The 23144-nt window shown below is 45.8% G+C and carries 29 protein-coding genes; 13 read left to right on the top strand and 16 right to left on the bottom strand.

Annotated elements, in window-relative coordinates:
• The first annotated feature begins 69 nt into the window (after positions 1-69).
• Positions 70-627 carry a GNAT family N-acetyltransferase gene (locus ACMXYU_RS13895; RefSeq protein ID WP_415899144.1) on the top strand — a complete coding sequence of 186 codons (558 nt, stop codon included), beginning with the start codon at positions 70-72 and terminating at the stop codon, positions 625-627.
• Between the two features lie 14 nt (positions 628-641).
• Here ACMXYU_RS13895 and greB read toward each other — a convergent pair whose 3' ends face one another.
• Positions 642-1148, bottom strand: coding sequence for a transcription elongation factor GreB (gene greB, locus ACMXYU_RS13890; protein WP_415896931.1), 507 nt, complete (start codon positions 1146-1148; stop codon positions 642-644).
• Positions 1149-1262: 114 nt separating this feature from the next.
• Here greB and ACMXYU_RS13885 point away from each other — a divergent pair, with 114 nt between their 5' ends.
• Positions 1263-1694: a hypothetical protein gene (locus ACMXYU_RS13885; protein ID WP_415882347.1), complete on the top strand. Its 432-nt coding sequence runs from the start codon at positions 1263-1265 to the stop codon at positions 1692-1694.
• A 21-nt stretch (positions 1695-1715) separates the two neighbouring features.
• On the opposite strand, the gene ACMXYU_RS13880 is transcribed toward ACMXYU_RS13885, so the two are convergent.
• The 7 genes from ACMXYU_RS13880 to dapC all read right to left on the bottom strand — a co-directional run bounded on the left by ACMXYU_RS13880 (position 1716) and on the right by dapC (position 7169).
• Positions 1716-2099 carry a hypothetical protein gene (locus ACMXYU_RS13880; protein ID WP_415896929.1) on the bottom strand — a complete coding sequence of 128 codons (384 nt, stop codon included), beginning with the start codon at positions 2097-2099 and terminating at the stop codon, positions 1716-1718.
• The gene (locus ACMXYU_RS13875) at positions 2092-2364 is read right to left on the bottom strand and encodes a hypothetical protein (protein WP_415882345.1); all 273 of its coding nucleotides are present in this window, start codon (positions 2362-2364) and stop codon (positions 2092-2094) included. The genes ACMXYU_RS13880 and ACMXYU_RS13875 overlap by 8 nt, the downstream gene beginning before the upstream one ends.
• Positions 2361-3191, bottom strand: coding sequence for a putative RNA methyltransferase (locus ACMXYU_RS13870; RefSeq protein ID WP_415899143.1), 831 nt, complete (start codon positions 3189-3191; stop codon positions 2361-2363). The genes ACMXYU_RS13875 and ACMXYU_RS13870 overlap by 4 nt, the downstream gene beginning before the upstream one ends.
• 2 nt (positions 3192-3193) lie before the next feature.
• Positions 3194-4339, bottom strand: a complete 1146-nt coding sequence (gene dapE / locus ACMXYU_RS13865) for a succinyl-diaminopimelate desuccinylase (RefSeq protein ID WP_415885714.1) — start codon at positions 4337-4339, stop codon at positions 3194-3196.
• A 184-nt stretch (positions 4340-4523) separates the two neighbouring features.
• Positions 4524-5555 (bottom strand): 2,3,4,5-tetrahydropyridine-2,6-dicarboxylate N-succinyltransferase, encoded by a 1032-nt coding sequence (gene dapD, locus ACMXYU_RS13860; RefSeq protein ID WP_415885713.1) that lies wholly within the window; start codon positions 5553-5555, stop codon positions 4524-4526.
• Between the two features lie 52 nt (positions 5556-5607).
• Complete coding sequence (locus ACMXYU_RS13855; RefSeq protein WP_415896925.1) at positions 5608-5952, bottom strand: ArsC family reductase; 345 nt, start codon at positions 5950-5952, stop codon at positions 5608-5610.
• 20 nt (positions 5953-5972) lie between these two features.
• On the bottom strand, positions 5973-7169 hold the full coding sequence (dapC, locus tag ACMXYU_RS13850) for a succinyldiaminopimelate transaminase (protein ID WP_415899142.1): 1197 nt from the start codon (positions 7167-7169) through the stop codon (positions 5973-5975).
• 229 nt (positions 7170-7398) lie between these two features.
• Between dapC and ACMXYU_RS13845 the strand changes: the two genes are divergently transcribed.
• Positions 7399-7746 carry a PilZ domain-containing protein gene (locus tag ACMXYU_RS13845; RefSeq protein ID WP_415899141.1) on the top strand — a complete coding sequence of 116 codons (348 nt, stop codon included), beginning with the start codon at positions 7399-7401 and terminating at the stop codon, positions 7744-7746.
• Here the strand turns inward: ACMXYU_RS13845 and ACMXYU_RS13840 are convergent.
• Both ACMXYU_RS13840 and ACMXYU_RS13835 read right to left on the bottom strand, forming a co-directional pair.
• Positions 7739-10918 carry an efflux RND transporter permease subunit gene (locus tag ACMXYU_RS13840; RefSeq protein ID WP_415899140.1) on the bottom strand — a complete coding sequence of 1060 codons (3180 nt, stop codon included), beginning with the start codon at positions 10916-10918 and terminating at the stop codon, positions 7739-7741. The two genes, ACMXYU_RS13845 and ACMXYU_RS13840, sit on opposite strands and share 8 nt — an antisense overlap.
• A complete protein-coding gene (locus ACMXYU_RS13835; protein WP_415899139.1) occupies positions 10911-12209 on the bottom strand; it encodes an efflux RND transporter periplasmic adaptor subunit in 1299 nt (432 codons plus the stop codon). The genes ACMXYU_RS13840 and ACMXYU_RS13835 overlap by 8 nt, the downstream gene beginning before the upstream one ends.
• 141 nt (positions 12210-12350) lie before the next feature.
• On the opposite strand from ACMXYU_RS13835, the gene ACMXYU_RS13830 reads away from it, so the two are divergent.
• The 3 genes from ACMXYU_RS13830 to ACMXYU_RS13820 are packed head-to-tail and all read left to right on the top strand — an operon-like array spanning position 12351 to position 14880.
• Complete coding sequence (locus tag ACMXYU_RS13830; RefSeq protein WP_415892453.1) at positions 12351-13199, top strand: alpha/beta fold hydrolase; 849 nt, start codon at positions 12351-12353, stop codon at positions 13197-13199.
• 17 nt (positions 13200-13216) lie between these two features.
• Positions 13217-14221, top strand: a complete 1005-nt coding sequence (locus ACMXYU_RS13825) for a hypothetical protein (RefSeq protein ID WP_415885706.1) — start codon at positions 13217-13219, stop codon at positions 14219-14221.
• A gap of 8 nt (positions 14222-14229) precedes the next feature.
• On the top strand, positions 14230-14880 hold the full coding sequence (locus ACMXYU_RS13820; RefSeq protein ID WP_415899138.1) for a DUF2959 domain-containing protein: 651 nt from the start codon (positions 14230-14232) through the stop codon (positions 14878-14880).
• Between the two features lie 38 nt (positions 14881-14918).
• Here ACMXYU_RS13820 and ACMXYU_RS13815 read toward each other — a convergent pair whose 3' ends face one another.
• Complete coding sequence (locus ACMXYU_RS13815; protein ID WP_415899137.1) at positions 14919-15605, bottom strand: hypothetical protein; 687 nt, start codon at positions 15603-15605, stop codon at positions 14919-14921.
• 82 nt (positions 15606-15687) lie between these two features.
• Here ACMXYU_RS13815 and ACMXYU_RS13810 point away from each other — a divergent pair, with 82 nt between their 5' ends.
• From ACMXYU_RS13810 to ACMXYU_RS13790, 5 genes are all read left to right on the top strand, one after another.
• The gene (locus tag ACMXYU_RS13810; protein WP_415899136.1) at positions 15688-16530 is read left to right on the top strand and encodes a fructosamine kinase family protein; all 843 of its coding nucleotides are present in this window, start codon (positions 15688-15690) and stop codon (positions 16528-16530) included.
• A gap of 83 nt (positions 16531-16613) precedes the next feature.
• Entirely contained in the window at positions 16614-17261 is a 648-nt protein-coding gene (gene pdxH, locus ACMXYU_RS13805; RefSeq protein ID WP_415899135.1) for a pyridoxamine 5'-phosphate oxidase, read from the top strand.
• Entirely contained in the window at positions 17258-17935 is a 678-nt protein-coding gene (locus ACMXYU_RS13800) for an alpha/beta hydrolase (RefSeq protein WP_415899134.1), read from the top strand. The genes pdxH and ACMXYU_RS13800 overlap by 4 nt, the downstream gene beginning before the upstream one ends.
• Before the next feature lie 12 nt (positions 17936-17947).
• Positions 17948-18415: an FKBP-type peptidyl-prolyl cis-trans isomerase gene (locus ACMXYU_RS13795; protein ID WP_415899133.1), complete on the top strand. Its 468-nt coding sequence runs from the start codon at positions 17948-17950 to the stop codon at positions 18413-18415.
• An 80-nt stretch (positions 18416-18495) separates the two neighbouring features.
• The gene (locus tag ACMXYU_RS13790) at positions 18496-18684 is read left to right on the top strand and encodes a YqaE/Pmp3 family membrane protein (RefSeq protein WP_415882327.1); all 189 of its coding nucleotides are present in this window, start codon (positions 18496-18498) and stop codon (positions 18682-18684) included.
• A gap of 58 nt (positions 18685-18742) precedes the next feature.
• Here the strand turns inward: ACMXYU_RS13790 and ACMXYU_RS13785 are convergent, their stop codons facing one another.
• Entirely contained in the window at positions 18743-19003 is a 261-nt protein-coding gene (locus ACMXYU_RS13785) for a hypothetical protein (protein WP_415882326.1), read from the bottom strand.
• A gap of 412 nt (positions 19004-19415) precedes the next feature.
• Positions 19416-19595 carry a hypothetical protein gene (locus ACMXYU_RS13780; RefSeq protein ID WP_415882325.1) on the bottom strand — a complete coding sequence of 60 codons (180 nt, stop codon included), beginning with the start codon at positions 19593-19595 and terminating at the stop codon, positions 19416-19418.
• A 289-nt stretch (positions 19596-19884) separates the two neighbouring features.
• On the opposite strand from ACMXYU_RS13780, the gene ACMXYU_RS13775 reads away from it, so the two are divergent.
• A complete protein-coding gene (locus tag ACMXYU_RS13775) occupies positions 19885-20010 on the top strand; it encodes a hypothetical protein (RefSeq protein WP_415899132.1) in 126 nt (41 codons plus the stop codon).
• A 419-nt stretch (positions 20011-20429) separates the two neighbouring features.
• On the top strand, positions 20430-20624 hold the full coding sequence (locus ACMXYU_RS13770; protein ID WP_415882323.1) for a hypothetical protein: 195 nt from the start codon (positions 20430-20432) through the stop codon (positions 20622-20624).
• A gap of 102 nt (positions 20625-20726) precedes the next feature.
• Here the strand turns inward: ACMXYU_RS13770 and ACMXYU_RS13765 are convergent, their stop codons facing one another.
• The 3 genes from ACMXYU_RS13765 to ACMXYU_RS13755 all read right to left on the bottom strand — a co-directional run bounded on the left by ACMXYU_RS13765 (position 20727) and on the right by ACMXYU_RS13755 (position 23071).
• Positions 20727-21182, bottom strand: a complete 456-nt coding sequence (locus ACMXYU_RS13765) for a DUF4149 domain-containing protein (RefSeq protein WP_415899131.1) — start codon at positions 21180-21182, stop codon at positions 20727-20729.
• Positions 21183-21227: 45 nt separating this feature from the next.
• On the bottom strand, positions 21228-22361 hold the full coding sequence (locus ACMXYU_RS13760; RefSeq protein WP_415899130.1) for a methyltransferase: 1134 nt from the start codon (positions 22359-22361) through the stop codon (positions 21228-21230).
• Between the two features lie 137 nt (positions 22362-22498).
• Positions 22499-23071 carry a YceI family protein gene (locus ACMXYU_RS13755; protein WP_415899129.1) on the bottom strand — a complete coding sequence of 191 codons (573 nt, stop codon included), beginning with the start codon at positions 23069-23071 and terminating at the stop codon, positions 22499-22501.
• Positions 23072-23144 lie beyond the last annotated feature (73 nt).

Raw genomic sequence — 23144 nt, 5'->3', positions numbered from 1 at the left:
GGTATCTATTATCGGGACAGTTCCGAGTTAATTCATGCTTTTCTAAGCTTTTTAAACCTCAATGTAACGATGATTCATACATTATCTACCGAACGACTTACCCTGCGCTCTTGGCGAGACTCCGATTCCAAGCCATTCTTTGAGCAGATCAATGCCGACTCTGAGGTGATGGAATATTTCCCAAGTACGCTTTCTCGTGAGGAGAGTGATGCATTGGCGACTGAACTGCAGCGTCGTATCGATGTGAATGGTTGGGGTTTATGGGCTGTTGAGGAGAAGGCTTCTGGGCAGTTTATTGGCTTTGTTGGTTTGAATAGCCCTCTGATAGAGCTACCTTTTACGCCTTGTGTTGAGGTGGGTTGGCGGTTGAGTAAAGCGTTTTGGGGTAAGGGCTACGCGACTGAGGCTGCGCAGAAAGCCTTGGAATTTGCATTTGTCGAGTTGGAGCTTGATGAGGTGGTGTCGTTTACGGCGGTGCCTAACTTACGTTCTCAGGCGGTAATGACGCGTTTGGGGCTGTGTGACACAGGGGAAAACTTCAACCATCCTGCTGTACCATCGGAAAGCTCACTGTACGAACATGTATTGTTTAAAATCACGCGCGGTGAGTGGGCTAAATCGCTTTAGGCTTTAGATCAAGATTAAGCGTACTCGATCTTAGTGATTTCGTACCAAACTTCGCTGCCATCCGGTTTCTGTAAACAAACCTCTTCGCCAAGCTGCTTTTTCAGCAATAACTTTGCAAGGGGGGAATCCATAGAGATGTAATCAGAGCCAGCGCCGATCTCATCGGGACCGACGATGCGGTGGCGTTTCTCTTCATCCTCTTCATCTAACAGCGTAACCCAAGCGCCGAAAAATACGGTATCGCGTTTATCCGGGGCTGGAGCGCGGTCTACCACAACCATATCTTCTAAGCGTTTGGAGAGGTAGCGAACGCGGCGGTCGATCTCTCGTAGCTGCTTTTTACCGTAGATGTATTCTGCGTTCTCGGAACGGTCTCCTTGAGCGGCAGCTTCCTTTACCGATTGGGTAATTTCAGGACGTTTTACCTTCCAAAGATATTTCAGTTCGTCGTTCAGCTCTTTATAGCCTTCGGCTGTAATGTATTTAGAGCTTCGAGGTTGAGGGGGGCGCCATCTTCCCATGGTGGTTTTTCTCTAATTTTTCTGTGATTTTCAGTAAAGAAGTTTAGCGTTTTGCCGATACAGTCGTCACTAGTTTCAACACTAGATTGTTACTTCCGGTTGTAGATAGGCTTTATGCGTACAGAACAGATTCAAACTCGAATAGAGGGCTATACCTCCAATCTGAGCCAAGCGGTTCAGAGTGGTAGTGGTGCGCAGTTCTCTATGCTGCTGAGTTTGATTCATTCTAACCAGCAGTTGATGAAGCCAGATGCTGTGCCTGCTGCGTCGGATGCAGAGTTTCGTTTACCGGAAACCCAGTCCAAATACCCTGATCCAAATGAGTTACATGATGGTCAGGTTGTAGAGCGACTGAATATGGCGGTACATGACGGTTTAGTGGGTGATTTTGCCTATGTGAATGGCTATCTGCATAGCCATAGCAATACGCCACGTCAGCAGCAGTTATCGTCGGATGAGTACGCTAAGGTTGCGTTGATGTCGACCGGTCAATTGATGATCGATGAGATTGAAAGCTCCCGTTCACAGATCCGTACGGCAGCTTAATTTTATTTCTAATTTAGGCGCTTAAGTACGCCACTGAATCTTTTCTGCTTCGCCCGCTTCTACCTTCCAGTATTCATCTGGATCATCACCATCGTTCCAGCCGCCAGCAATGCTTCGCACTTGTGTATCCATCTCTGAGGACGCTGCGTGTGCGCAGTCTAGGTCTTGAGCCCATGGGCTCTTATCCGATTTAAGCCATACGCTAGCCCATGCTTTGCCAGCCACTTTTTCGTGGATCATGACGGGTACGGAGTGATCACCGAAGCGCAGGCTCAGCTCGTGGATATTGCCTTTAGAGGAGATGATATCCATTTGGTCGGCATGTGACTGAAGCCAATTAGTGATTGAATCAAAAGAGCGATTCTTTACGTAGATTTCTATATCAGGGTGTCGGGTGTCAGTCATTTTTGTCGTCGCTAATAAAACGGATGATACGTAGTACGCTGAGGCTAAGATAACCTATGGCCGCCAGTATGATCCCTGCCACTATGATGATCAAGCCAATCAGGGCAAGAATCTCTTGAGCTACTGAGCTTTTCAATGCAAATTCGGCAGCGCCTAGGATAAGTACGCCGACAAAGAAGGCGACAAAGCCGATGCCAAAGATTACTAAATTTTGGCGAGGGTTGTCGGCTCTATGTTTTAGCCAGCGTTTCAGGGTTTGCTTCATAAGCGGGTAAATACGCCCAAATTAACATCTAGGGTGAGATCTAGCTGTTCTTGGTCGATGATTTTTTGTTGTGCTTCAGCTTTGAGACGCTGGCCGTGCGGGGTCATCGCCAATAAAGTGCTGATCTGCTCTGAGCTATTGAGTGAAAATTGGTAGTTCACTGTTACTTGTTTAGATAGCTCAAACTGCTCTTTTAGCGTATCAACCGGATTGAAGTGGCTCTCTCTAATCTCGCTGTAGATCAGTTTGCGTAGTTCGATCAGATGATCGGCACCCGGCCAAGCAACAATTAAGCTACTACCGGCTTTCATTGGTTTCGCCAGTGCTTCTGGCATTAAGCGGCTAAAGAGCACAAGTTGAAGATCCAGTGATTGATCCGGCACTGGTGTATCAGCACCGGAAGCAACTAACCATTGAATCTCTTTAGTTCGAGCGCAAGCAGCTTTTACCGCATGTTTGGAGATGTCTAAGCCGGTGAGCTCCACAGATTGGCCGTTGGCTAACAGGTGCTGGTGGAGACGGTCTGTGTAATAACCTTCACCGCAGCCCATATCTAGAATGCGAGCGTTCTCTGTGCCTTTTATTTCGTCTAAAGCAAGCTGATTGATCTGGCCGGAGAGTGCTTGGTAGTGGCCGCCATCTAAAAACTGACGGCGGGCTTGTACCATCTCTGTATTATCGCCCGGATCTTTTGAGCGCTTTTTGTGGGCCAGTAATAGATTCCAATAGCCCTGACGCGCTGCGTCGAAACTGTGATTGTTTCCGCAGCGTATATTTTTGCCCTGCTGTTCCAGCAAGGATTTACAAACAGGGCAAGTGAGTTGCATTACTAGTCCTTAACCAGCAGGCGAGCCATAACGTTCTCGTAAAGATCAGATAGGGTATCTAGATCTTTGCAGCTGATGCGCTCGTTCACTTTGTGGATAGTCGCATTGATTGGGCCAAGCTCAACCACTTGTGCGCCTGTTGGTGCGATAAAGCGGCCATCAGAAGTACCACCAGACGTGGATAGCTCAGTGTCCTGACCTGTAATCGCTTTAATCGATTGCTGGCATGCTTCTACTAAATCGCCTTCAGCGGTTAGGAATGGGTTGCCAGAAAGCGTCCAGTCGATATCCCACTCTAGATTGTGCTTGTCTAGGATGTCGCGAACACGGGTTTTTAGTTCATCCGCAGTTACTTCTGTAGAGAAGCGGAAGTTGAACATGATATCCACATGACCTGGTACAACGTTAGTTACGCCTGTACCGCCATTGATATTAGAGATCTGGAAGCTTGTTGGTGGGAAGAAATCGTTACCTTCATCCCAAACTTCAGCCGCTAGCTCTGCTAATGCAGGTGCAGCCATGTGAATTGGATTTTTTACTAGGTGTGGGTAAGCAACGTGACCTTGAACACCGCGAACAGTCAGTGCGCCGCCAAGAGAGCCTCGACGACCGTTTTTAATCACATCGCCTACGTGCTCAGTACTTGAAGGTTCGCCAACGATACACCAAGTGATCTTTTCGTTACGTGCTTCAAGGTGGTCAACTACACGAGTCGTACCATTCACCCATGGGCCTTCTTCGTCACTGGTGATCAGTAGAGCGATAGAGCCATCGTGATCTGGATGGTGTTCTACAAAGCGCTCTAGCGCGGTAATGAATGCCGCTAGACTGCCTTTCATATCTGCTGCGCCACGACCGCAAAGCATGCCTTGTTCGATATGCGCTTCGAATGGTGGAAACTCCCAGCGCTCTTCAGGGCCAGAAGGAACAACGTCAGTATGACCTGCAAAGCAGAAAACTGGACCTGAATCGCCACGGCGAGCCCAGAAGTTAGATACCTCTTCAAATTGAAGGCGCTCAATTTTGAAGCCTAGGGCCTCTAAGCGTTCAATCATGAGATCCTGACAGCCTGCGTCTTCAGGTGTTACAGAGCGGCGGCTGATTAGGTCTTTGGCCAATTCAATTGTTGGAGAGAGGTGCTGAGTCATAGTGAGGTTCCCGAGTATATGGGCAATTCTAGAGGATAGCGTAAAAATTGGATTGAGAGCGTAATGAGCGCCGCTCAGGCAAGGCAAAACCTGCTGAGAAAGCAGAGGCTACAAGTAGTAGCTGAGCATTTCGAAGCAGGTTTTAACGCAGGCTGCGCAAGCGCAATAGCTCTCAACCTATTTTTTAGTTGTGCTTGTGTAGCTCTTCATTCAACTCAATCGCAGACTTGTTAGTCTTAACTTCGATGCGACCGTTCTGAGAGTTACGACGGAACAATAGGTCTGGCTTGCCAGCAAGCTCAGCAGCTTTAACGGTGCTAACTTCGTTGTTCTGATCGTCAAGGATCGTTACTTTAGAGCCAGCAGTTACGTATAGACCTGCTTCTAGCGTACAACGATCGCCTAGTGGTAGACCTAGACCTGCGTTTGCACCTAGTAGGCAGTTTTCGCCAACAGAGATCACAACGTTGTTACCGCCAGATAGTGTACCCATAGTAGAGCAGCCACCACCAAGGTCAGAACCGTTACCTACAACAACACCTGCAGAGATACGGCCTTCGATCATGCTTACGCCAAGTGTACCCGCGTTGAAGTTTACGAAACCTTCGTGCATTACAGTTGTGCCTTCACCTACGTGAGCACCTAGACGTACACGAGAAGCGTCACCGATACGGATACCAGCAGGTACAACGTAATCAGTCATTTTCGGGAACTTATCAACAGAGTTAACTGTTAGAACGCGGCCTTGGGCGCGTGCAGCTAGTTGACGTTTTGGTAGATCGTCTAGAGATACAGCGCCTTCGTTAGTCCATGCAACGTTTGGTAGAAGACCGAAGATACCAGTTAGGTTGATACCGTGCGGCTGAACTAGACGGTGAGAAAGAAGAGAAAGCTTTAGGTAAGCTTCTGCAGTGCTTGTTGGGTTCTCGTCAGACTCAAGGATGCAAAGTACTAGTGGCTGTTGAGTGCCTTCTAGGATCTCTACGATTTCAGCTTGGTCTTCAGCGCCTACAGATAGGAATGCAGCTTCTAGATCTTTTAGCTGAGCTTCTTTGATTTCGATTGCAGCGTTGCCACCTGTGTAGCCAACTTTTTCAGCAACAGCGTTAACCATCGCATCGTCTGCGTTCAGCAGTGGTGCGTTGTAATAAACTTCTAGCAGTTCGCCAGCAGAGGACTTAGTGCCTACACCCAAACCGAATGCAAAATTCGCCATGATATTCTCCAGAAATATAAAATTTAAAATTCGTTACGTTGTTGCAGCGCGCTTAGCTGAAAAGCGCTGCGTATTCTGTATCTTTAAAACCTACTTTGCGTTCACTTCCGGTATCCAGAAGCGGGCGCTTGATCATTGCTGGGTGCTCCAGCATTAGCGCAATGGCAGAGGCTTCATCAATATTGTTCTTAACTTCGTCTGGCTGCTGACGCCATGTCGTACCGCGCTTATTTAGCAGTAGTTCCCAACCTAGCTCATCAACCCAAGTTTTAAGTTGCGCTTCTTCTAGGCCGTTTTTGCGGTAATCGTGGAACTGGTAATCAACACCGTTCGCTTCCAGCCATTTTTTAGCTTTCTTGATTGTGTCGCAGTTAGGAATGCCATACATAGTAATCATATGGGGATTAATCTCCGGCCTTAAAGTGATTCAACGTACTCGCGGATACGATTTGCTGCTTCTACGCACTCTTCAACGGTTGCAACTAGTGCCATGCGTACAAAACCCGCACCCGGAAGGATGCCATCGGTTTCGCGAGATAGGTAGCTACCCGGAAGTACAGTTACGTTTTGCGAAGCGAACAAGCCTTGTGCGAACTTATCATCAGCAATAGGCGTTTTAACCCACAGGTAGAAGCTTGCATCTGGACGCTGAACTTCCATTACAGGCTCTAAGATACGGATAACGCTGTCGAACTTGTGACGGTACTGGTCACGGTTATCGAGTACGTGATCTTCATCGTTCCATGCTGCAATAGACGCTAGCTGATGCTGAATCGGCATAGAGCAACCGTGGTATGTACGGTAAGACAGGAACGGTTGTAGCAGTTTCGCATCGCCTGCAACAAAGCCAGAGCGCAAACCTGGTAGGTTCGAGCGCTTGGACAGACTGTGCATAACGATACAGTTTTTGTAATCGTCACGGCCAAGATCTGCGCATGCTTGTAGAAGACCTACTGGCGCGTTCTCTTCGTCTAGGTAGATTTCGGAGTAACACTCATCAGATGCCACGATGAAATCGTATTTATCAGAAAGCGCGATTAGCTTTTTCAATGTTTCCAGATCAGTTACTGCACCTGTTGGGTTGCTTGGAGAGCATAAGAACAACAACTGACAGCGCTGCCACACATCTTCTGGTACAGCGTCGTAATCAGGAATAAAACCGTTTTCTGGCAGGCAGTTTAGGTAATATGGCTCTGCGCCAGATAGATACGCCGCACCTTCATAGATCTGATAAAACGGGTTTGGAGATACCACTAATGCGTCAGGCGCGCGGTTAACTGCTGCTTGTGTGAAAGCGAAGATCGCTTCACGTGTACCGTTAACCGGCAGAACGTGATCGTCAGCAGTTAGCGTGTTTTCATTCAGGCTAAAGCGACGTGTGCACCAGTCGGCAATTGCTTGGCGTAGCTCTGGCAAACCTTTAGTTGTAGGGTAGTTTGCCAGCTTGCCCATGTTTTCAATTAGGCACTCCGCCACGAATGGAGGTGACGGGTGTTTTGGTTCGCCGATAGAAAGTGCGATGTGCTCTTTATCCGAAGGCGGTGTTACTTCCGCTTTCAGCGCAGTCAATTTTTCAAATGGGTATGGCTGTAACAGACTCAGATCGCGATTCATACGGGTCCTTTAAGTGCCCAAGTCGGGGCTCACTAATGAAAAGATGAAGCAAAATTAGGCGCAAAATTATACCTGAGAACAGCACTAGGATTAAGACCTAATTTTTTGCCTTAAAATATAACCTTTTGTAGATTTTAGGCGGTATTTCGCAATTTATGGCTTTGAATAGGTGTGAAGATATGATCAAACCGAACTATGCTGATGGATATCACAAAAAAGGTAGGGTTCTATGACTACCGAAAGACGAATATATCCGCGTATCAATACGGATATACCTGCAGAGCTTTCCACGCAAGATGGGGTTTCGGTCGACGTCACTTTGATCAACATCAGTTTAGGTGGGATGTTGGTTGAAGGTGGGCCTGATATGAACCAGTTGAGACCGCCTATTGTCGGGGCTCCCCTAGAAATTTATGTCCATTTTGGTCTTAATAATCAGCCGGTACATTGCTTATGCCGAGTGGTGTACAACCAGCGCCAATCTCAACATTGTATGCGCTACGGCTTAGCCATTTTGAGTATTGATGACCAAGCCGCGGAAAGTTTGCAGAGCTTTATTAAATCCAAACTTAACTAGTCACCTGAGGGCTAGCCTCTTCAGGTAGACTAGGTTCTTCAGGTAGATCTAGACTTTTGAGACCGAAAAACTGACGGATATTTTCGATATAGGTCAGTGTTGCAGGCACAAATAGAAGAATCAGCAATGTGCCATAAGCTAAGCCGAACACTATTGATACCGCCATCGGGATGAGGAACTGTGCTTGCAGGGAGGTCTCAAACAGAATCGGTGTTAGGCCAGCAATCGTTGTGAGCGAGGTTAGCAGTACCGCACGCAGACGTTGGCAGGCCGCTTCCTCTATTGCTTCTTCAATCGCCAGCCCCTGTTTTCTTAGTTGCTTATAGAACGTCACCAAAACGATTGAGTCATTGATGACGATACCGGATAAGCCGAAGAAGCCGAATAGGGACAAAATGGTTAAGCTTAAGCCCATAATTCCATGGCCTAAAATCGCGCCGGTCAGTCCTAGAGGGATTGCTAGCATTACCGCGATTGGCCAACTGTAAGACGCAAATACCCAAGCCAGAATAATAAAGATCAGAACCAGGGCGAGGAGAAGCCCGAGCTTCATATCATCCAGTGTTTCACGTTGACTTTTATTCTTACCTTCAAAGCTGGCTTCGATGCCGTATTGGCTTAACACGCTATCGAGTTTGCCAGTTTTAAGGTCTTCGATTATCTCATCTGCATTGGCTGCGCTTTCATCCAGATCTGCTGTGACTTTGATGGAAAGTTTGCCATCCACGCGGGTTAAGGTATCTAGGCCTTGTTGCGCTCTAAAGGTCACAATATTGCTTAACGGTGTTGTACCGCCATTCGGTAGTACGATTGGAAGCTGTTCTATGCTGCTAAGACGATCTCGCTCCTCTTTCGGCAGTTGGATACGTACCTCAATTTCATCCCGATTATCATAGAAGTTTTGTACTTCCATACCATCAAAGGCGGTACGTAGTTGTCGGCCGACGCTGTCTAGCGTCATACCTGCTGATTTCCCTGCTGGTGTTAGCGCGTAGATCAGCTGCGATTTACCAAAGGGGAGATCGTCATCAATATTGTTTAAGCCAACATAGCCTTTTAGCACCTCTTGAAGATCTAAAGAGGCCTGTTTGAGTACGTGAATATCAGTGCCAGATAGCTTTATTTCGATTGGCTTTCCTGGTGGACCGCTGGTGCTGACATCGATAGAGAATTTCTCTACCCCTGCCGGTACTTGGATTCGGCTACGCCACTCTTTATTAAATTCAGTTGTGGAGTATTTACGATAATCACCCGGATTAAATTCAACCAATAGCGATGCAAATTCATCACCGCGGCTACTGGATGATGTAGTTCTAGAGAAAGAGGCATTACGTAAGCGCTGGAAGGCGACTTTAATATTATCTCCGCCTAAGGCTTTATCGGCATCAGCTAAGGTCTCGTCTAGATGCTGCACAAAGCGCTCAACTTCTGCAAAGTCAGTACCCGAAACAAACTGGACATTAGCAGTCATTACATCGCGTTCAACAGCCGGGAAAAAGGTGAATTTGATCCGCCCACCAGAAACTAGGCCTATGGCGATGATGAACACGGCAAAGGCACTAGCAATGGTTGCTCCGCGGTATTTAATCGCGAACTTAACTAGCTTACGGAAGTGGATCTCTTTAAAACGGTTAAAACCTTCATCTAAACGAATGCGTAACTTTGAAGGGTGAAGGTCTTCTGCTTTCTTGATGCTGTGGTGCAGGTGCCCTGGCAAAATCAGGAAGCACTCAACGAGTGATGCCAGAATTACACAGATCACCACGGTTGGGATATCGATAAGAATACTGCCGATATGCCCACCGATCAAAAGTAGCGGCAAGAAGGCAGCGATGGTCGTCATGGAAGAGGCCATAACCGGAGCCAACATACGATGAGCACCGCCTATGGCGGCCTGTAATCCCGTTTCACCACGTTGCACGTGGGTTAGGGTGTCTTCCCCGACCACAATGGCATCATCTACGATAATCCCCAGCGCCATGATCAAGCCAAAGAGACTGATCATATTGATGGTACCGCCAATGCCATAAAGGATGGCGAGTGTGGCCATAAAGGAGACAGGGATACCGATGGTGACCCAAAACGCTACGCGGGCGTTTAAGAATAGAAACAGAATGGCGATCACTAGGATCAAGCCACCTAAGCCGTTTTTCAGTAGTAGATTGATACGCTGTTGAACCGGTTGCCAGCGCTCATCATAGGTAACCATGGTGATGTTAGATGGCAGTGTCGGACGCGTTTCCTCTATCCATTTATTGAGAATGTCGGCCGATTTCAGCGTGTCTTGGTTTTCAGTTCGGCGAAGACGAATCATGACCGCAGGTTCGCCTTTGTATTTTAAAAGAACCTGATTGTCTTTAGTGCCTAGAGATACATCAGCGATATCACCAAGTCTGACTAATCGGCCATTACTGTCGGTAATAATCGGCAGTTGGCGGAAGCCTTCTACATCTCTTTGCTGATTTAGACTGCGGATCTGACGTGAACCATCACCCTTGGCGGCGGTACCTGCTGGCAGGTCTAAACTGCGTAGGCGGATGCTATTGGCTACCTGCATCATTGTCATATCCAACTCATTGAGTTGGGCCGCCGGTAGTTCTATTTGAATCTGTTTTTCCGGTAAGCCGGTAAAGTCGACTTTGTTGATACCTCGATCTAATAGCTCTTGTTCAAAACGCTGTGCAAAAGGGCGAAGCTCTTCTATGGAGCCATTTGAAGAGCTAAGGATAAGGCTGGCGATCTGCTCATAGCGCAGGATACGTTGTACCAGTGGCTCGTTGATATCAGAGGGTAGCTCGCTACGGACGTTGTCTATCTTCTGTTTTACCTCGTCTAGGAGGTAATCAACGTCACTGTCTTCGTCTACCTCGATGCGAATCGAGGCAGAGCCTTGGATTGCAGTTGAATATAAGGTTTCTATGCCAGTGAGGGATTTTAGCGATTCCTCAACAGGCAGTACGATTGAACTCTCAATATCCTCCGCAGCCGCGCCGCTCCATGGTACTGATACAGTAATCACATCTCGTTCAAACGATGGGAAGAACTGCGTGTTGAGTTTATTCAGGCCCCAAATACCGGCCAAAATCATCAGCAGCATGAATAGATTGGCTGCAACGCGATGACTTGCGAAAACCGCAGTGAGGTTCTGCAGTGGGCCTTGGTAGTTATTCATCTTTCGCCCCAGTCGATGCAACTACCTCGGGCGCGTTTACGTCTTTAACTCTAAGCCCAGAAATAGCGTTCGGCAGCTGAGTCGTAATGATCTGATCTCCGCTCACCAGCTGAGGGCTACGAATAAGCACAACAGGTTTGCCTTGTTGATCACTACTGTCACCAATGCGTTCGACGTCGAGTCCTTGCATGCGACCATCTTTAAGCAGGTAGATACGGTTTAAACCATAAAGTGCCATAGGTGGAAGCGCGATTGTCTGTTCTACAGCAGGAAGCTCTACGGCGATCGCTAAGGAACGGCCAGGTTCCGGAACATTCTGCTTGTCGGTGATTTTGAAGAGGGCATCAACACCGGCACGGCCACCATCGACTTCGGCGGCGATGCGATCAAGCTCCAGCTTTAGCGTCTGTCCATCCAACTGAGCGGTAGCTTGAATGACGGAGTTTATTTCTCTATTACGAAGATTAGCTAATACTCTATTAGGGATTTGAGCACGCACTTCTAAACGATCGGTACTATATAGATCTAGCAGTGGATCACCGGCACGAACGCGATTCCCAGGCGCTACATGTAAGCGTGCAACCCGGCCTATAAACGGTGCCTTAATGGCGGTGCGATCAAGGTCCAATATTGCCGCATCTAAAAGGCTTGTGGCGCGTTTTAATTGTGACTCTAGCTGAGCTAAACGGTTGGGGTGATCAGCAATGGCTTGTTCCCGTTGAGTGACTGCTAGGGTCTGCTGGTGGTATGCACTACGTGCACTATCAAGTTGATCCTGACTGCTTACTTTACGTTTGATCAGGTTTTGGTAGCGAGTAACTGCTTTAAGGCTTAATTGCTGTAGCTTTTGTTCAATCGCTAATGATTTCTGATCAGTTTGATAACGTATTTTTTCGGCATCAATCTGTGCTTTAAAACTATCGACATCAGCTTGGCGTTGCGCGACTAGCAGTTGAGCATCACTGCTGTCGAGCTGAATGAGTGCTTCATTCAAGGCGATGTTTTTACCTTCATCGGTATCTACCGCCTCGACAAAAGCTGTGACAGCCGCGGTGATATGGGTCATGCGTGGAGATTCGACTTTGCCGTATAGAACGAGGTTAGGCTGGTGGATACTGGGTTCTGCCGAGATGGTTTTTACGCTCCATACTTTCTCTTCGATCTTTTTCGAAGGAGCCTGAGGTTTGGTACTTTTAAGGAAATAGAAGACCCCGCAGGCGAAGGCAAAGATAATCAGAGGGATCAATCGCCTAATCCAAATAGATGAACTAGATGAGGTAGTGCTGCTCATATTATTTTCCATTGCTCAGGTGGAAATGTGACTTAGGAACATAGTAGCTGAATATGATCTACAGGTTCAGTAATTGTTGCGTTTCTTTACAATTTTAGTGTGCATGCTAACTTATTGAAATTGCTTAAATCAGGAGGCCCTATGCATACGGATAGCATACGTTGTTTAAACCCTGTTGGATTTCATCAGATGGTGTATCACGAATGGGGAAGTGCAGAGAACGATCGGGTGATCGTCTGTGTGCATGGTTTAGCACGTAATAGCCGCGACTTTGATGAGCTAGCCTTGGCTTTGTCTCGCGATTATCGTGTGATCTGTCCTGATATTGTTGGGCGTGGTGAAAGTGAATGGCTTCCTGCCGGGCAGGTGTATGGAATGCCTCAGTATCTTAATGATATTACAGCGCTTTTAGCGCGTTTAAATGTAGATAAAGTGGACTGGGTCGGTACCTCTATGGGCGGGATTATCGGCATGTGCTTAGCCGCTCTGCCTAACTCGCCAATCAAGCATCTAGTGCTCAATGATATAGGGGCGTTTGTGCCTGCAAGCTCCCTTAAACGTATCTCTGAGTATCTTGGCGATAAGCAGTTTCAGTCTCTCTCTGAGGTTGAAGCCTATATGCGCGATACCTATGAATCCTTTAAGCATCTGACTGACCGACAGTGGCACCACCTTGCTAAGCATGGTTCGCGTTTGGATGAAAATGAGGTTTATCATCTTCATTACGACCCCGCCATTGCGCAAGCTACTGCGGATGCTTCATCAGAGAGTGTGGATTTATGGCCGGTATGGTCGGCGATTAATATCCCGCAGTTACTAATTTGGGGCGAAGAATCGGATGTCTTGCAGGAAGAAACCGTGCGTAAGATGCAGGCAAACGATAAACTAGAGCTAATCTCCATTCCGGGTATCCCTCACGTGCCATCCTTGATGGAATCTGAGCAGATTCATCAAGTACAAAACTGGTTACGTGAACACCGTAAAGATTAATCGTAGAGGAACTATCTATGGGCGTAATAACTCGCTGGCCCCAAGATCAGTTGTGTTTGAGTTACCGTGAGCGTGAGGATGCTGTTGCTGCGGTAGAGAAGGCTTTTGCTTCGACATTGGAATCGTTGAAAGTAGATATCGGTCTGGTGGACATGTTTGAGGCAATCTATGTACCTCTAGGTGCGTGGATTACTTGTCGCAAACGCCAAAAAGATGGCCCTTTAGTTATCGGTATCAATGGTGCTCAAGGTGCTGGTAAATCGACACTATTCAATCTGTTAGAAGTCATTCTGACCGAAGGGTTTGGTTTAAAGGTTGTTGGTTTCTCTATCGACGATCTCTACAAAACCTACAATGAGCGTGTTGAGCTTTCTGAAACAATCCATCCTCTGCTTCGTACCCGTGGCGTGCCAGGTACGCATGATGTAGATCTAGGTATCGAAATCCTAAACTCTCTTAAGAACAGTACCGATGAGAGTGTAACCAAAATCCCTGTGTTCGATAAATCGACGGATGATCGCTGTCAGGCGTCGGTATGGCAGGAGTGGGTTGGGCCTGCGGATGTCATCGTGCTGGAGGGGTGGTGTGTAGGTGCAGACCCGCAAAAGCCAGACGAGCTGGTGGAAGCGATCAACGAATTAGAGCAGGAAAAGGACCCTAACGGAGAGTGGCGTGATTACGTGAATACTCAGTTGGGTGGCCCTTATCAGGCTCTGTACTCCATGCTGGATGTCTTGGTGATGTTGAAAGTACCGAGCATGGATGCAGTATTTGAATGGCGTTCTCTGCAAGAGAAAAAGCTCGCCGAGCGAGTGAAATACATCTACGACACGCAGCAGCCAACAGAGCATCTGCGCATCATGGATGAAGAGCAGATTAAGAGCTTTATACAGCATTATGAGCGACTGACTCGTCACATGTTAGAAGAGATGCCACAAAGGGCAGACGTCACTCTATGCCTCAATAACAATCATAAGATCGCTGAGATTATGATTAATAACCCTCTACAGAGTTGTGGTTAAGGACAGAAATGATTTCCAAAGTTAAGTTAGGCTTTTTATCGATCCTGATGGTTGCGTTAGTTGGCTGTCAGAGCGCGTATTACTCTGCGATGGAGCAGGTGGGTATCCATAAGCGCGATATCTTAGTTGATCGTGTGGAAGACGCACGTGAGTCTCAAGAAGATGCGCAAGCGCAGTTTAAGGACGCATTGGAACAGTTTCGTTCTGTCGTGAGCTTTGATGGCGGTGAGCTGGATGCAGTCTATAACCGCCTACAAGCTGAGTACGATGACAGCGTTGCAGCGGCAGAGGATGTTACGGCGCGTATCAAAAAAGTAGAGCAGGTTTCTGAAGATCTATTTGAGGAGTGGGAAGAGGAGCTGACAAAGTACTCTAACCGCAAATTAAGAGATCAAAGTGCAGCTAAACTGCGCAGTACTAAAGTCCGTTACGCTGAGTTACTTCGCTCCCTTAAGCGCGCCAAAAAACGTATGCCGCCAGTGTTAAGCGCGCTACAGGACAATGTTCTATTCCTAAAACATAACCTTAATGCTCAAGCGATAGGCTCCCTGAAAGCGGAATATCGCGGGATCAAAAGCAATATTGATCTGTTAGTTAGAGATATGGAAAAAGCGATCGCAGACTCGGATCGCTTTATCAAACAGATGGAACAAGGCTAATCTTCTGTTCCTAGTCCCCTTCTTGATCTAGTCTCAGATTAGATAGGGAAGAACGTCATTGAAGCCGCACCATGAACAACACGGTTTATGGTGCGGTTTGTTTTATCTGCAATTACATCCGCCATCAAATCCTGCGTGCCAATCAGCTTGCCCAAAATGCGTTCGTAGCTGTAATTAGTAATCCCTTCTTCTGAAATACCATTACTTAGAATGTACAAGTTTCCTTGGGGGTCTTTGCGGTTATTCAGGTGCCAAGCCACAGATTCTAAATTACGAGCAGAGTTGTAGAGTTTCTGTTGATCTAATTCATCCAGAATAAAGATCTCTTTCTTGCCGTTGTAGGCTTTGTCTAGCATGCCTGTAACACCTGCCATCAGGGCAAATACACGATCACCTTGATAGTTTTCAGAAAATGCTAAAGGCACTGCGTCGGCACCATCTTTCTGGCCAAGTTCTGGGAATCCATCAGCTAAACGAGTGATTGGGAATAGTTGTTCTAAACGCTTCTCGACAGTCATGCCTGGGACTTTTTGCAGCTCTTTAGGGTTACGTTTATAAAGCTTGATGGTTAGCTCACGACTCAGTTTGCGCAATGTCTTTAGATTGATATCCGCAACCATATCGATATCGGACTTGGCTAGGTTTTTAACGTCAAACGGTTTGGCATTTTTATCCATACAACCAGCTGTAAAGATAAGGACCATAGAAAGTAGCAACAGACGCATGGGATCCCTTATTGATGCGTAGTAAAGTTCTTAAAACTATAAAGGTATAGGGACAGCCGATTCAAGAGGAGTCTGTGAGACAGTGAAAAGTTTGCAGAGCTGGGTTGAACAGCAAGGGCTAAGAATCGTTCGTGAAGAGAGTCTCTCCGGTGGCTGTATTGCTGCGGCTAAACGCGTGCTGCTGAGTGATGGTCAGCAGCTCTTCGTAAAGTCTGTTAGTCACGCAAATGAAAGAATGTTCAAGGCTGAAGCTGCAGGGCTAAAGGCTTTATCTGCTTGTACACAGCTATCCACACCAAAGGTTATCCGGTTTGATCGGGATGGATTGATCTTAGAGTTTATTGAGCAATCCCCCAGGTCAGAAGACTTTGACCAGCTCCTAGGGCGGCAGTTGGCTCACTTGCATCAGATGTCTGTGCCTTCCTTTGGTTTCACTCAAAACACCTTCTGTGGTCCAACCGAACAGCCGAATTCGCAGCTCTACGATGGCTTTGAGTTTTATGCTGAGCACCGTTTCGGATACTTGGCGCGCCTCTGTTATGACCGTGGCCTCATTGATACAGAGATCATTGAGGGTATTGAATCGATCAATAAACGGCTAAAACAATTAGTTCCAGATCAGGGTCCCGCTTTATTGCATGGCGATCTATGGGTGGGAAATGTTATTGCCGACAGTCAAGGTAAGCCAGTTCTAATGGACCCTGCGGTCTATTGGGGGTGGCCTGAGGCCGACCTTGCGATGACGGATCTCTTTGGCGGTTTTAGCTCGGACTTGTATAGCGCCTATCAGGAAGTAGCGCCACTGCAGTCTGGGTGGAAAGAGCGATTTCCATTGTACAACTTATGGCATTTGTTAAACCACCTGATGTTGTTTGGGGAAAGCTATAGAGCTGATGTGATGGGTGTTGTAGCAAAATTTAGGTAGTGGCCTAAACGTATTTTTGCGACCTTGATTAGTGCTATAGTTGCAGCACATTTCTTGATTAACCTTTCTTGCAAGAGACTTGTATGACGAATAAAGGCGACCTAACGGCTGAACGCCGTGAATATCTGGCGCAGCCTCTGCGACGTGAAGATCTGATCAAAGATCCTGTCGCACAGTTTGCCAAGTGGATGGATGATGCACTGGAGGTGTCTCCAGATGATGCGACGTCGATGACATTGGCCACAGCTTCTAAAGATGGAATGCCTGCTGCAAGGATCGTATTACTTAAGCATTTCGATGAGCAGGGCTTTGCTTGGTATACCGATTACCGTAGTCAGAAAGGGGATGACCTGTCTGAAAACCCTCAAGCCGAAATCATGTTTTATTGGTATGGCTTAGAGCGTCAGGTGCGTATTCGTGGTCAGGTAGAAAAATTGAGTCCTGAACAGGGTAAACAGTATTTTAATGCGCGCCCGTTAGGTAGCCGTTTGAGTGCGGCTGCGTCTTGCCAAAGTCACCCTGTAGAAAACCGTGAAGCTTTGGAACAAGCGGTGCAGGACCTTGCTGATCAATACCCAGAAGGCGATATTCCTCATCCACCAGAATGGGGCGGTTATATTCTCAGACCTACACGTTTTGAGTTTTGGCAGGGCCGAGAGAGCCGTTTACATGATCGCTTCCAGTTCAATTTAGTTGATCAAGCGTGGCAGATTGAGAGGTTGCAGCCGTGAGCCAAGAAACAGAGCAAACCTTAGTTAGTGTAGAGCCTCAAGGCGAAGCTTCAGCCTGTGTGATCTGGTTGCATGGCCTAGGTGCTGATGGCTTTGATTTTCAGCCTATTGTTCCTTACCTGCGTCTTCCAGAGAACCTCAATGTGAGGTTTCTTTTCCCTCATGCTGAGATAATGCCTGTTACCGTCAATGGTGGCATGGAGATGCGTGCTTGGTATGACATTTTAGAGATGAATATTGACCGTAAGGTTGATAAAGCTTCACTGCTTAAATCCAGTCAGCGAATTGCTAACTTGGTGAATGAGCAGATTGCTCAGGGTATTCCAGCGGATAAAATCCTGTTGGTAGGTTTCTCTCAAGGCGGTGCCGTTGCTTACCAAACAGCGCTAACCTTCGCTGAACCTTTGGCGGGGCTAGTTGCTCTGTCTACTTACATGGCAACAGAAGAAGAGATCGAAGCGTCTCGCACTGATGCCAATAAGGAACTGCCTATCTGGGTTGCTCACGGTACGGTAGATCAGGTTGTACCTGTTCAATTAGGTGAGCAAGCTTATGCCAACCTAGAAAATATGAATTATCAGCCGAGTTGGAATGCGTATCCAATCGGTCATGAAGTAGCGATTGAAGAGATAGAAGCTTTAGGCCGCTGGATGTCGCAAAGACTAGCGGTTTAATCGGAGAGATAAATGAAAGTAGAAAACAACAAGGTAGTGTCTTTTCACTACGCGTTAAAAAACAATGCTGGTGATGTGTTGGACGACTCTCGTGATAGAGAGGCCCTTCCGTATCTACATGGCCATAAAAACATTGTGCCTGGCCTAGAAGCGGCGTTAGAAGGTCGTGAAGTTGGGGATAAGTTTGAAATTACCCTATCACCTGAGCAGGGCTATGGTCAGCGTGATGAAGCTAAGGTGCAGCTAATTAGTCGTGAATCCTTTGCTGGCTTTGATCAGTTGGAAGTCGGCATGGTGTGCCAGATGGAAGATGATAAAGGTGAATTGCAGCTAGTAGGCATCACCAAGATTGATGCTGATGAAGTGACAGTGGATGCGAACCATCCTTTTGCTGGGCTTGAATTGAACTATGCTGTTGAAGTAATCGAAGTGCGGGAGCCGACAGAAGACGAGCTATCTGCCGGCCGTGTAGAGCTTTAAGGGTCAGCTTCGATTAAGGCATAACTCATTATGCTTAATGGTTTGCTGTACTCCACTCCCGCATTCTAAGGAGATAAAAGATGCGTTTGTTACTTGCTTTGTTAATTCCTTGGCTACAGTTTTTTACGATCGGTCGCCCGATAGCTGGAATTGTCTGCCTTATTTTACAGATTACCTTAGTGGGCTGGATACCAGCAGCAATCTGGTCTGTGTATGCATTGAGCCAATATCAGACCGACAAAAAGATTAAAGATGCATTAGATAAATAACGTTTAATGCATTTCACAGTAAAAGCCGTTTCAGTTTGAAGCGGTTTTTTTATGCCTGTTACTTAACCTTTTCCTGCCACTCAAGATCACCGATCTGAACTTTTAACCATTCAAACCCAATCCGCTTTGCTACCGCAGCAGCGCCATCAAGACTCTTAAACTCACGTTCTGATTTAGATCGTTGCAGATCTAGCGTGATGATTTCGTCCTGTTTGGTCACAAATTTTAAAGTCCATCCGCGCGCCATAGAGATAGGGATCGCTTGGCAAGAATCAAATACGCCTGCTTTAAAAAGTAACTTCACTTCCTTTTCTTGCATCTTCATTTCCTCATTAATGAAACTTCTTTTATCTATATTGATAAGTCTATATTAAATAAGGATTTATCGCAAATAAATTTCGGTGTTTTTTGTTGTGTAAGCCATTGAAAATAAAGGAAAAAATAAATAAATTTAAATTTTTGCCCTAAGTGAAAGAGGGTCTTGTAACTTATTGATTTATAAGGAATAAAATCAAGAGTGGAAGATGAGAGTTTTTACGGGAAATCGCGATTTTATTGATTGAAATTTATATTTGTAGCGTCAAAAGTTGTTTTTGATTGGTTGTTTTATGTTTTATGACGAAATGATTATGCTTTTGATGTTTAACTTATTGTTTTTAAAGGGGGAATTTGAGAAAGGCAAAAAAAGGGCAGGTACAATGACCTGCCTTATTTTTGGAGCGGACAGAGGATTATGGCTTTCTTATTTGAGCTTCTACTAAGTCTAGAACTGCATTCATATTAGCGACGGCTTCATCGCTGGCTAAGGTTAATGGGGCAAGTTTAAATGTATCCAGAAAATCGATCATAAAAGGTTCTGAATTCATTTTTTTGAGTTGCTCGGCGGTCCAGGCAACTGTTTTATAAGGCATGACGCTTACCTCCTGAACAGTTATCGGTGACTCAAGCTTATGAGTCTTGGCGGAGCCTTATGCATTTTTATTATTCCGGCACTACCGGAGCTCCCTTAATGCTGGGGCTCGCCATTTAAGTTATGGATCAGTTCATAAGCTTTTTCAAACTTAATCATTACAAACGTAAAATTTTTCATCTTCGCTAATGATCATTTCTTGAGCTAAATCAATAACCCCTAATCTCTAAAGGGTTAATCTAGCCACCAGTAACTACGAGCAATACGAAAAATTTTGTGAGGGTGTCGTAATGGTTGATGTATATAGCATGGAAGTTCTGGTTCCTAGTCTGGCAATGATCGCTGGTATGAGTGTCGCAATGGTTTGGGCTTTCATTAAAGTTCGCGGCCTGATGAACGAAGACCAGAAAAAGTAAATTTGATTTAGCTGCTGAGGTTGATGTCACCTTCCTCAAAGTTGTCAGCTTTTATCTTGCTAAAAAAGATCACTTAGGTGGTCTTTTTTAATGCCTGAAATAAATTCAGTTTGTTTCATTTTGTCCGACCTCTCAGTATTACACCTTCGGCTAAACCCCGTTTATTGTCTGGTTATTTTGTGTACACTCTAACTTTACGTTATATGCGCAAAATATTTATAAGAAGTTAGAGAGATAAAAAACAATAAATAAGAGAAAGGAGCTTCGGCTGTACTTAGGTTTGTTTACTTGAGTTAGCTTCGTAAATTCTCTGGGGCGATCCAAATAAAACTGCTTATGATGATTGATTAAACGGATATCGTCATTGTGGTTAGAAGAAGATGGATTCTGCCTTGATAAGAATAAAAAGGAGATGGATCGTGAATGAGAATAGAGAACCTGGATTTTATAAAGTTCGTTATGGCAAGCGCTGGATCGCTGCGTTTTGGTGCGGTGAACTTTGGGGCTTACCTGATGAAATGAAACCGGGCGAAGAAGGTTGGGAAGCGGTTCTTGATGCAGAACCTGATGAAATAGGTGAATATATACCTATGCCCATGAGCCTTCAGGCCTAATCTAGTTCTGGGAATAGCAAATGCTTAGACAATGCAGAAGCACGGTTATCTGTGCTTCTGCTTGAATTTGCTCGAAGAACCTATTTTAGAAAAGGAACTATTTTAGAAAAGAAACTTTCCGCCACTAGCAACAACTACTGTTGCCAAACCTAAAGTCAGATTAATCGCGACAATCTTTCTGATCTTATTTAACTGTTCAGCGGCATCTGGCCATCGGTTTTCTTTTACCGTCAGACTCAGTTTTTTATACGGACTGAAATACAGATGTCCAAATATCGCCATCATGGTATAGCCGGTCAGTAGCATGATGTGAACATGCATACCAACGCTCTTAAACCCACCATAGATTGCAATCATGCTATGACCACTGATAATCAAAAGCAGAATTGCTGCCCATACCCAGGTAAAAAAACGAGCAAATACTTGCTGCCAGAGTGCTAACCGAGCAGGCGGTTCAAGTTGCTCGGCTGCAACTGGTCGTAAACAAACATAGGCGAAAAACATACCGCCTACCCAAATAACGGCAGCTAAAATATGGAGGGATAATGCAATAAACATAGGTGTCCTCACTGTGGGAATTACTTCCCTGAGTTTTAAATAAGGTTAACGTTTAATCGCTTTCAAAATGACAAACTTCTTATTGTTAGCGATAGTCTCACAATTTTTAAAAATCTTTTTGAGTGCTACATGGTAGCCAAGATGACGGTTGCCGATTACCCATAACTCACCACCAGATCGTAAGACTTTATGAGATTCTCGGAACATCTGTTGAGCAATGAAATCTCCGACCACATTTTGCTGGTGGAAAGGTGGATTGTTTAACACCAAGTCACAACTATTCTTCTGAATACCAGCTAGGCAATCGGTTGCTTGGAAAGTTGCGTTTCGACTGTCGCCGAAGGCTTCTCTGAAATTAGCCTCGGCAGAAGCGACAGCCATAAATGATTCATCCACAAAGTGAACAGCCGCAGATGGATTCTTTTCTGCTGCAATTAAGCCTACAACGCCATTACCGCAGCCAAGATCAATTATATCCTCGAATGTATCTGTATCAGTTAGATGTTGAAGGAAAAAGCGGGTGCCGATATCCAAACTATCTCGGGAAAATACGCCAGCATGGTTGATGATCTTATGCTGCGTGTTCTCCAATATATAATCGGATGGGTAGGGCGATTCTAATTGCGGTCGATTCAGATCGATCTCTGGAAATATCAGTCTTGCTTTCTTCTTTGCCAACGAGGTTGTTGTAGGGCCTAAATACTTTTCGAACAGTTTTAGCGTTGAGGTATGAATAGATTTAACCATCCCGCCGCCGATTACTTTAGTTTCTGCTGCTAACAAAGGACGCAAGCGGATTAGTTGGTCTTCCAGCATAGCTAAGCTTTTTGGAATTTTAATCAGCACGAGGTCAAATGTTTCGGCTGGATAATCCAAACTGTTACATAGGGTTATGGCTTTTGCATCAATATCGTTATCCGCAGCATTGTTTTTTATACCGGCATGAGCCAACCACGAATCGCTGACCACTGTTGGCGCTTGGTCATTTAATGCGATTGATAAACCGCCAAATTGATCGTTAATAATCAAGATGCGTTTTGGGTTTGCAAGGATCTCTTCCTGATCAATCTGATTTAACAGGTACTCATCAGCAGCGTCCCACGCACGTAGTTGTTCATTTCTACGACGAGGATAACGAGAAAGAGAGAATTGACCGAAAGGTGTTTCGAAGATATTCATACGGGCCCAAAACTGATTCGAAAGTTACAGGCCGCAGTTTATCACAAGGGGTGATTTAGAACGTAGCGTCGCAAAGGAACTTGGAAAAGAAAGAAACCCAGGTAAATGTACCTAGGTTTAATAACCTTAAGCGTGTTTTACTTAGTGAAAGCTAGGTTAAAGCTAACCGGTACTGCGAAAGAGATAGATGGTAATTTTGCGATCTCTTTAAGTGCAGTTACACCAGTATCTAGCGCAAAATCCGCAGCGTTAATTGTGATGGGTTGAGCTGTGCTAACCAATACTTTGTTGTCAGCTAGCTTAACGACATTCACTTGAGCGGTAATCTCTTTTTCAACACCGTGAAGGCTTAATGTGCCAGTGATAGTCTGCGGCTGGATGGAACCAACGGCTTGTTTCTCAATTTGGTTTACATCCACTTGAGCCATGAAGTTGGCCTGAGCAAATTTGCCTGTTTCGAACAGCATATTTTGCATACGCTCGTCACGGATCTCGATACCTGTAGTTACAGATGCAAGGTCAAGATTTAGCGTTGCTTTGCCAGCAGCATCGATGCCGCCGCTAATTTGTTTAAAGCTGTGGTTTTCTAGCACTTTGGCTTTTTTGATGGATGAGAAACTGAAGTCAGAATCTTGTTGGCTTAGCGTCCAGTCAGCTGAAGCAACAGTGCTGAAAAGAGCAAGTGATGCGATGGCTACTAATTTTTTCATGGGTAAATATCCTTATTTTTGTAGTGATGGGGTTGGATTTTAAACAATCGTTTACTTTTGTCTAGAGCGGAGT

It is taken from the genome of Neptuniibacter sp. QD48_11 (genome assembly GCF_047778095.1).
GTDB lineage: Bacteria > Pseudomonadota > Gammaproteobacteria > Pseudomonadales > Balneatricaceae > Neptuniibacter.
Note: the sequence above shows the minus strand (reverse complement) of the source record. Positions and strands in the feature narration are given on the sequence as shown.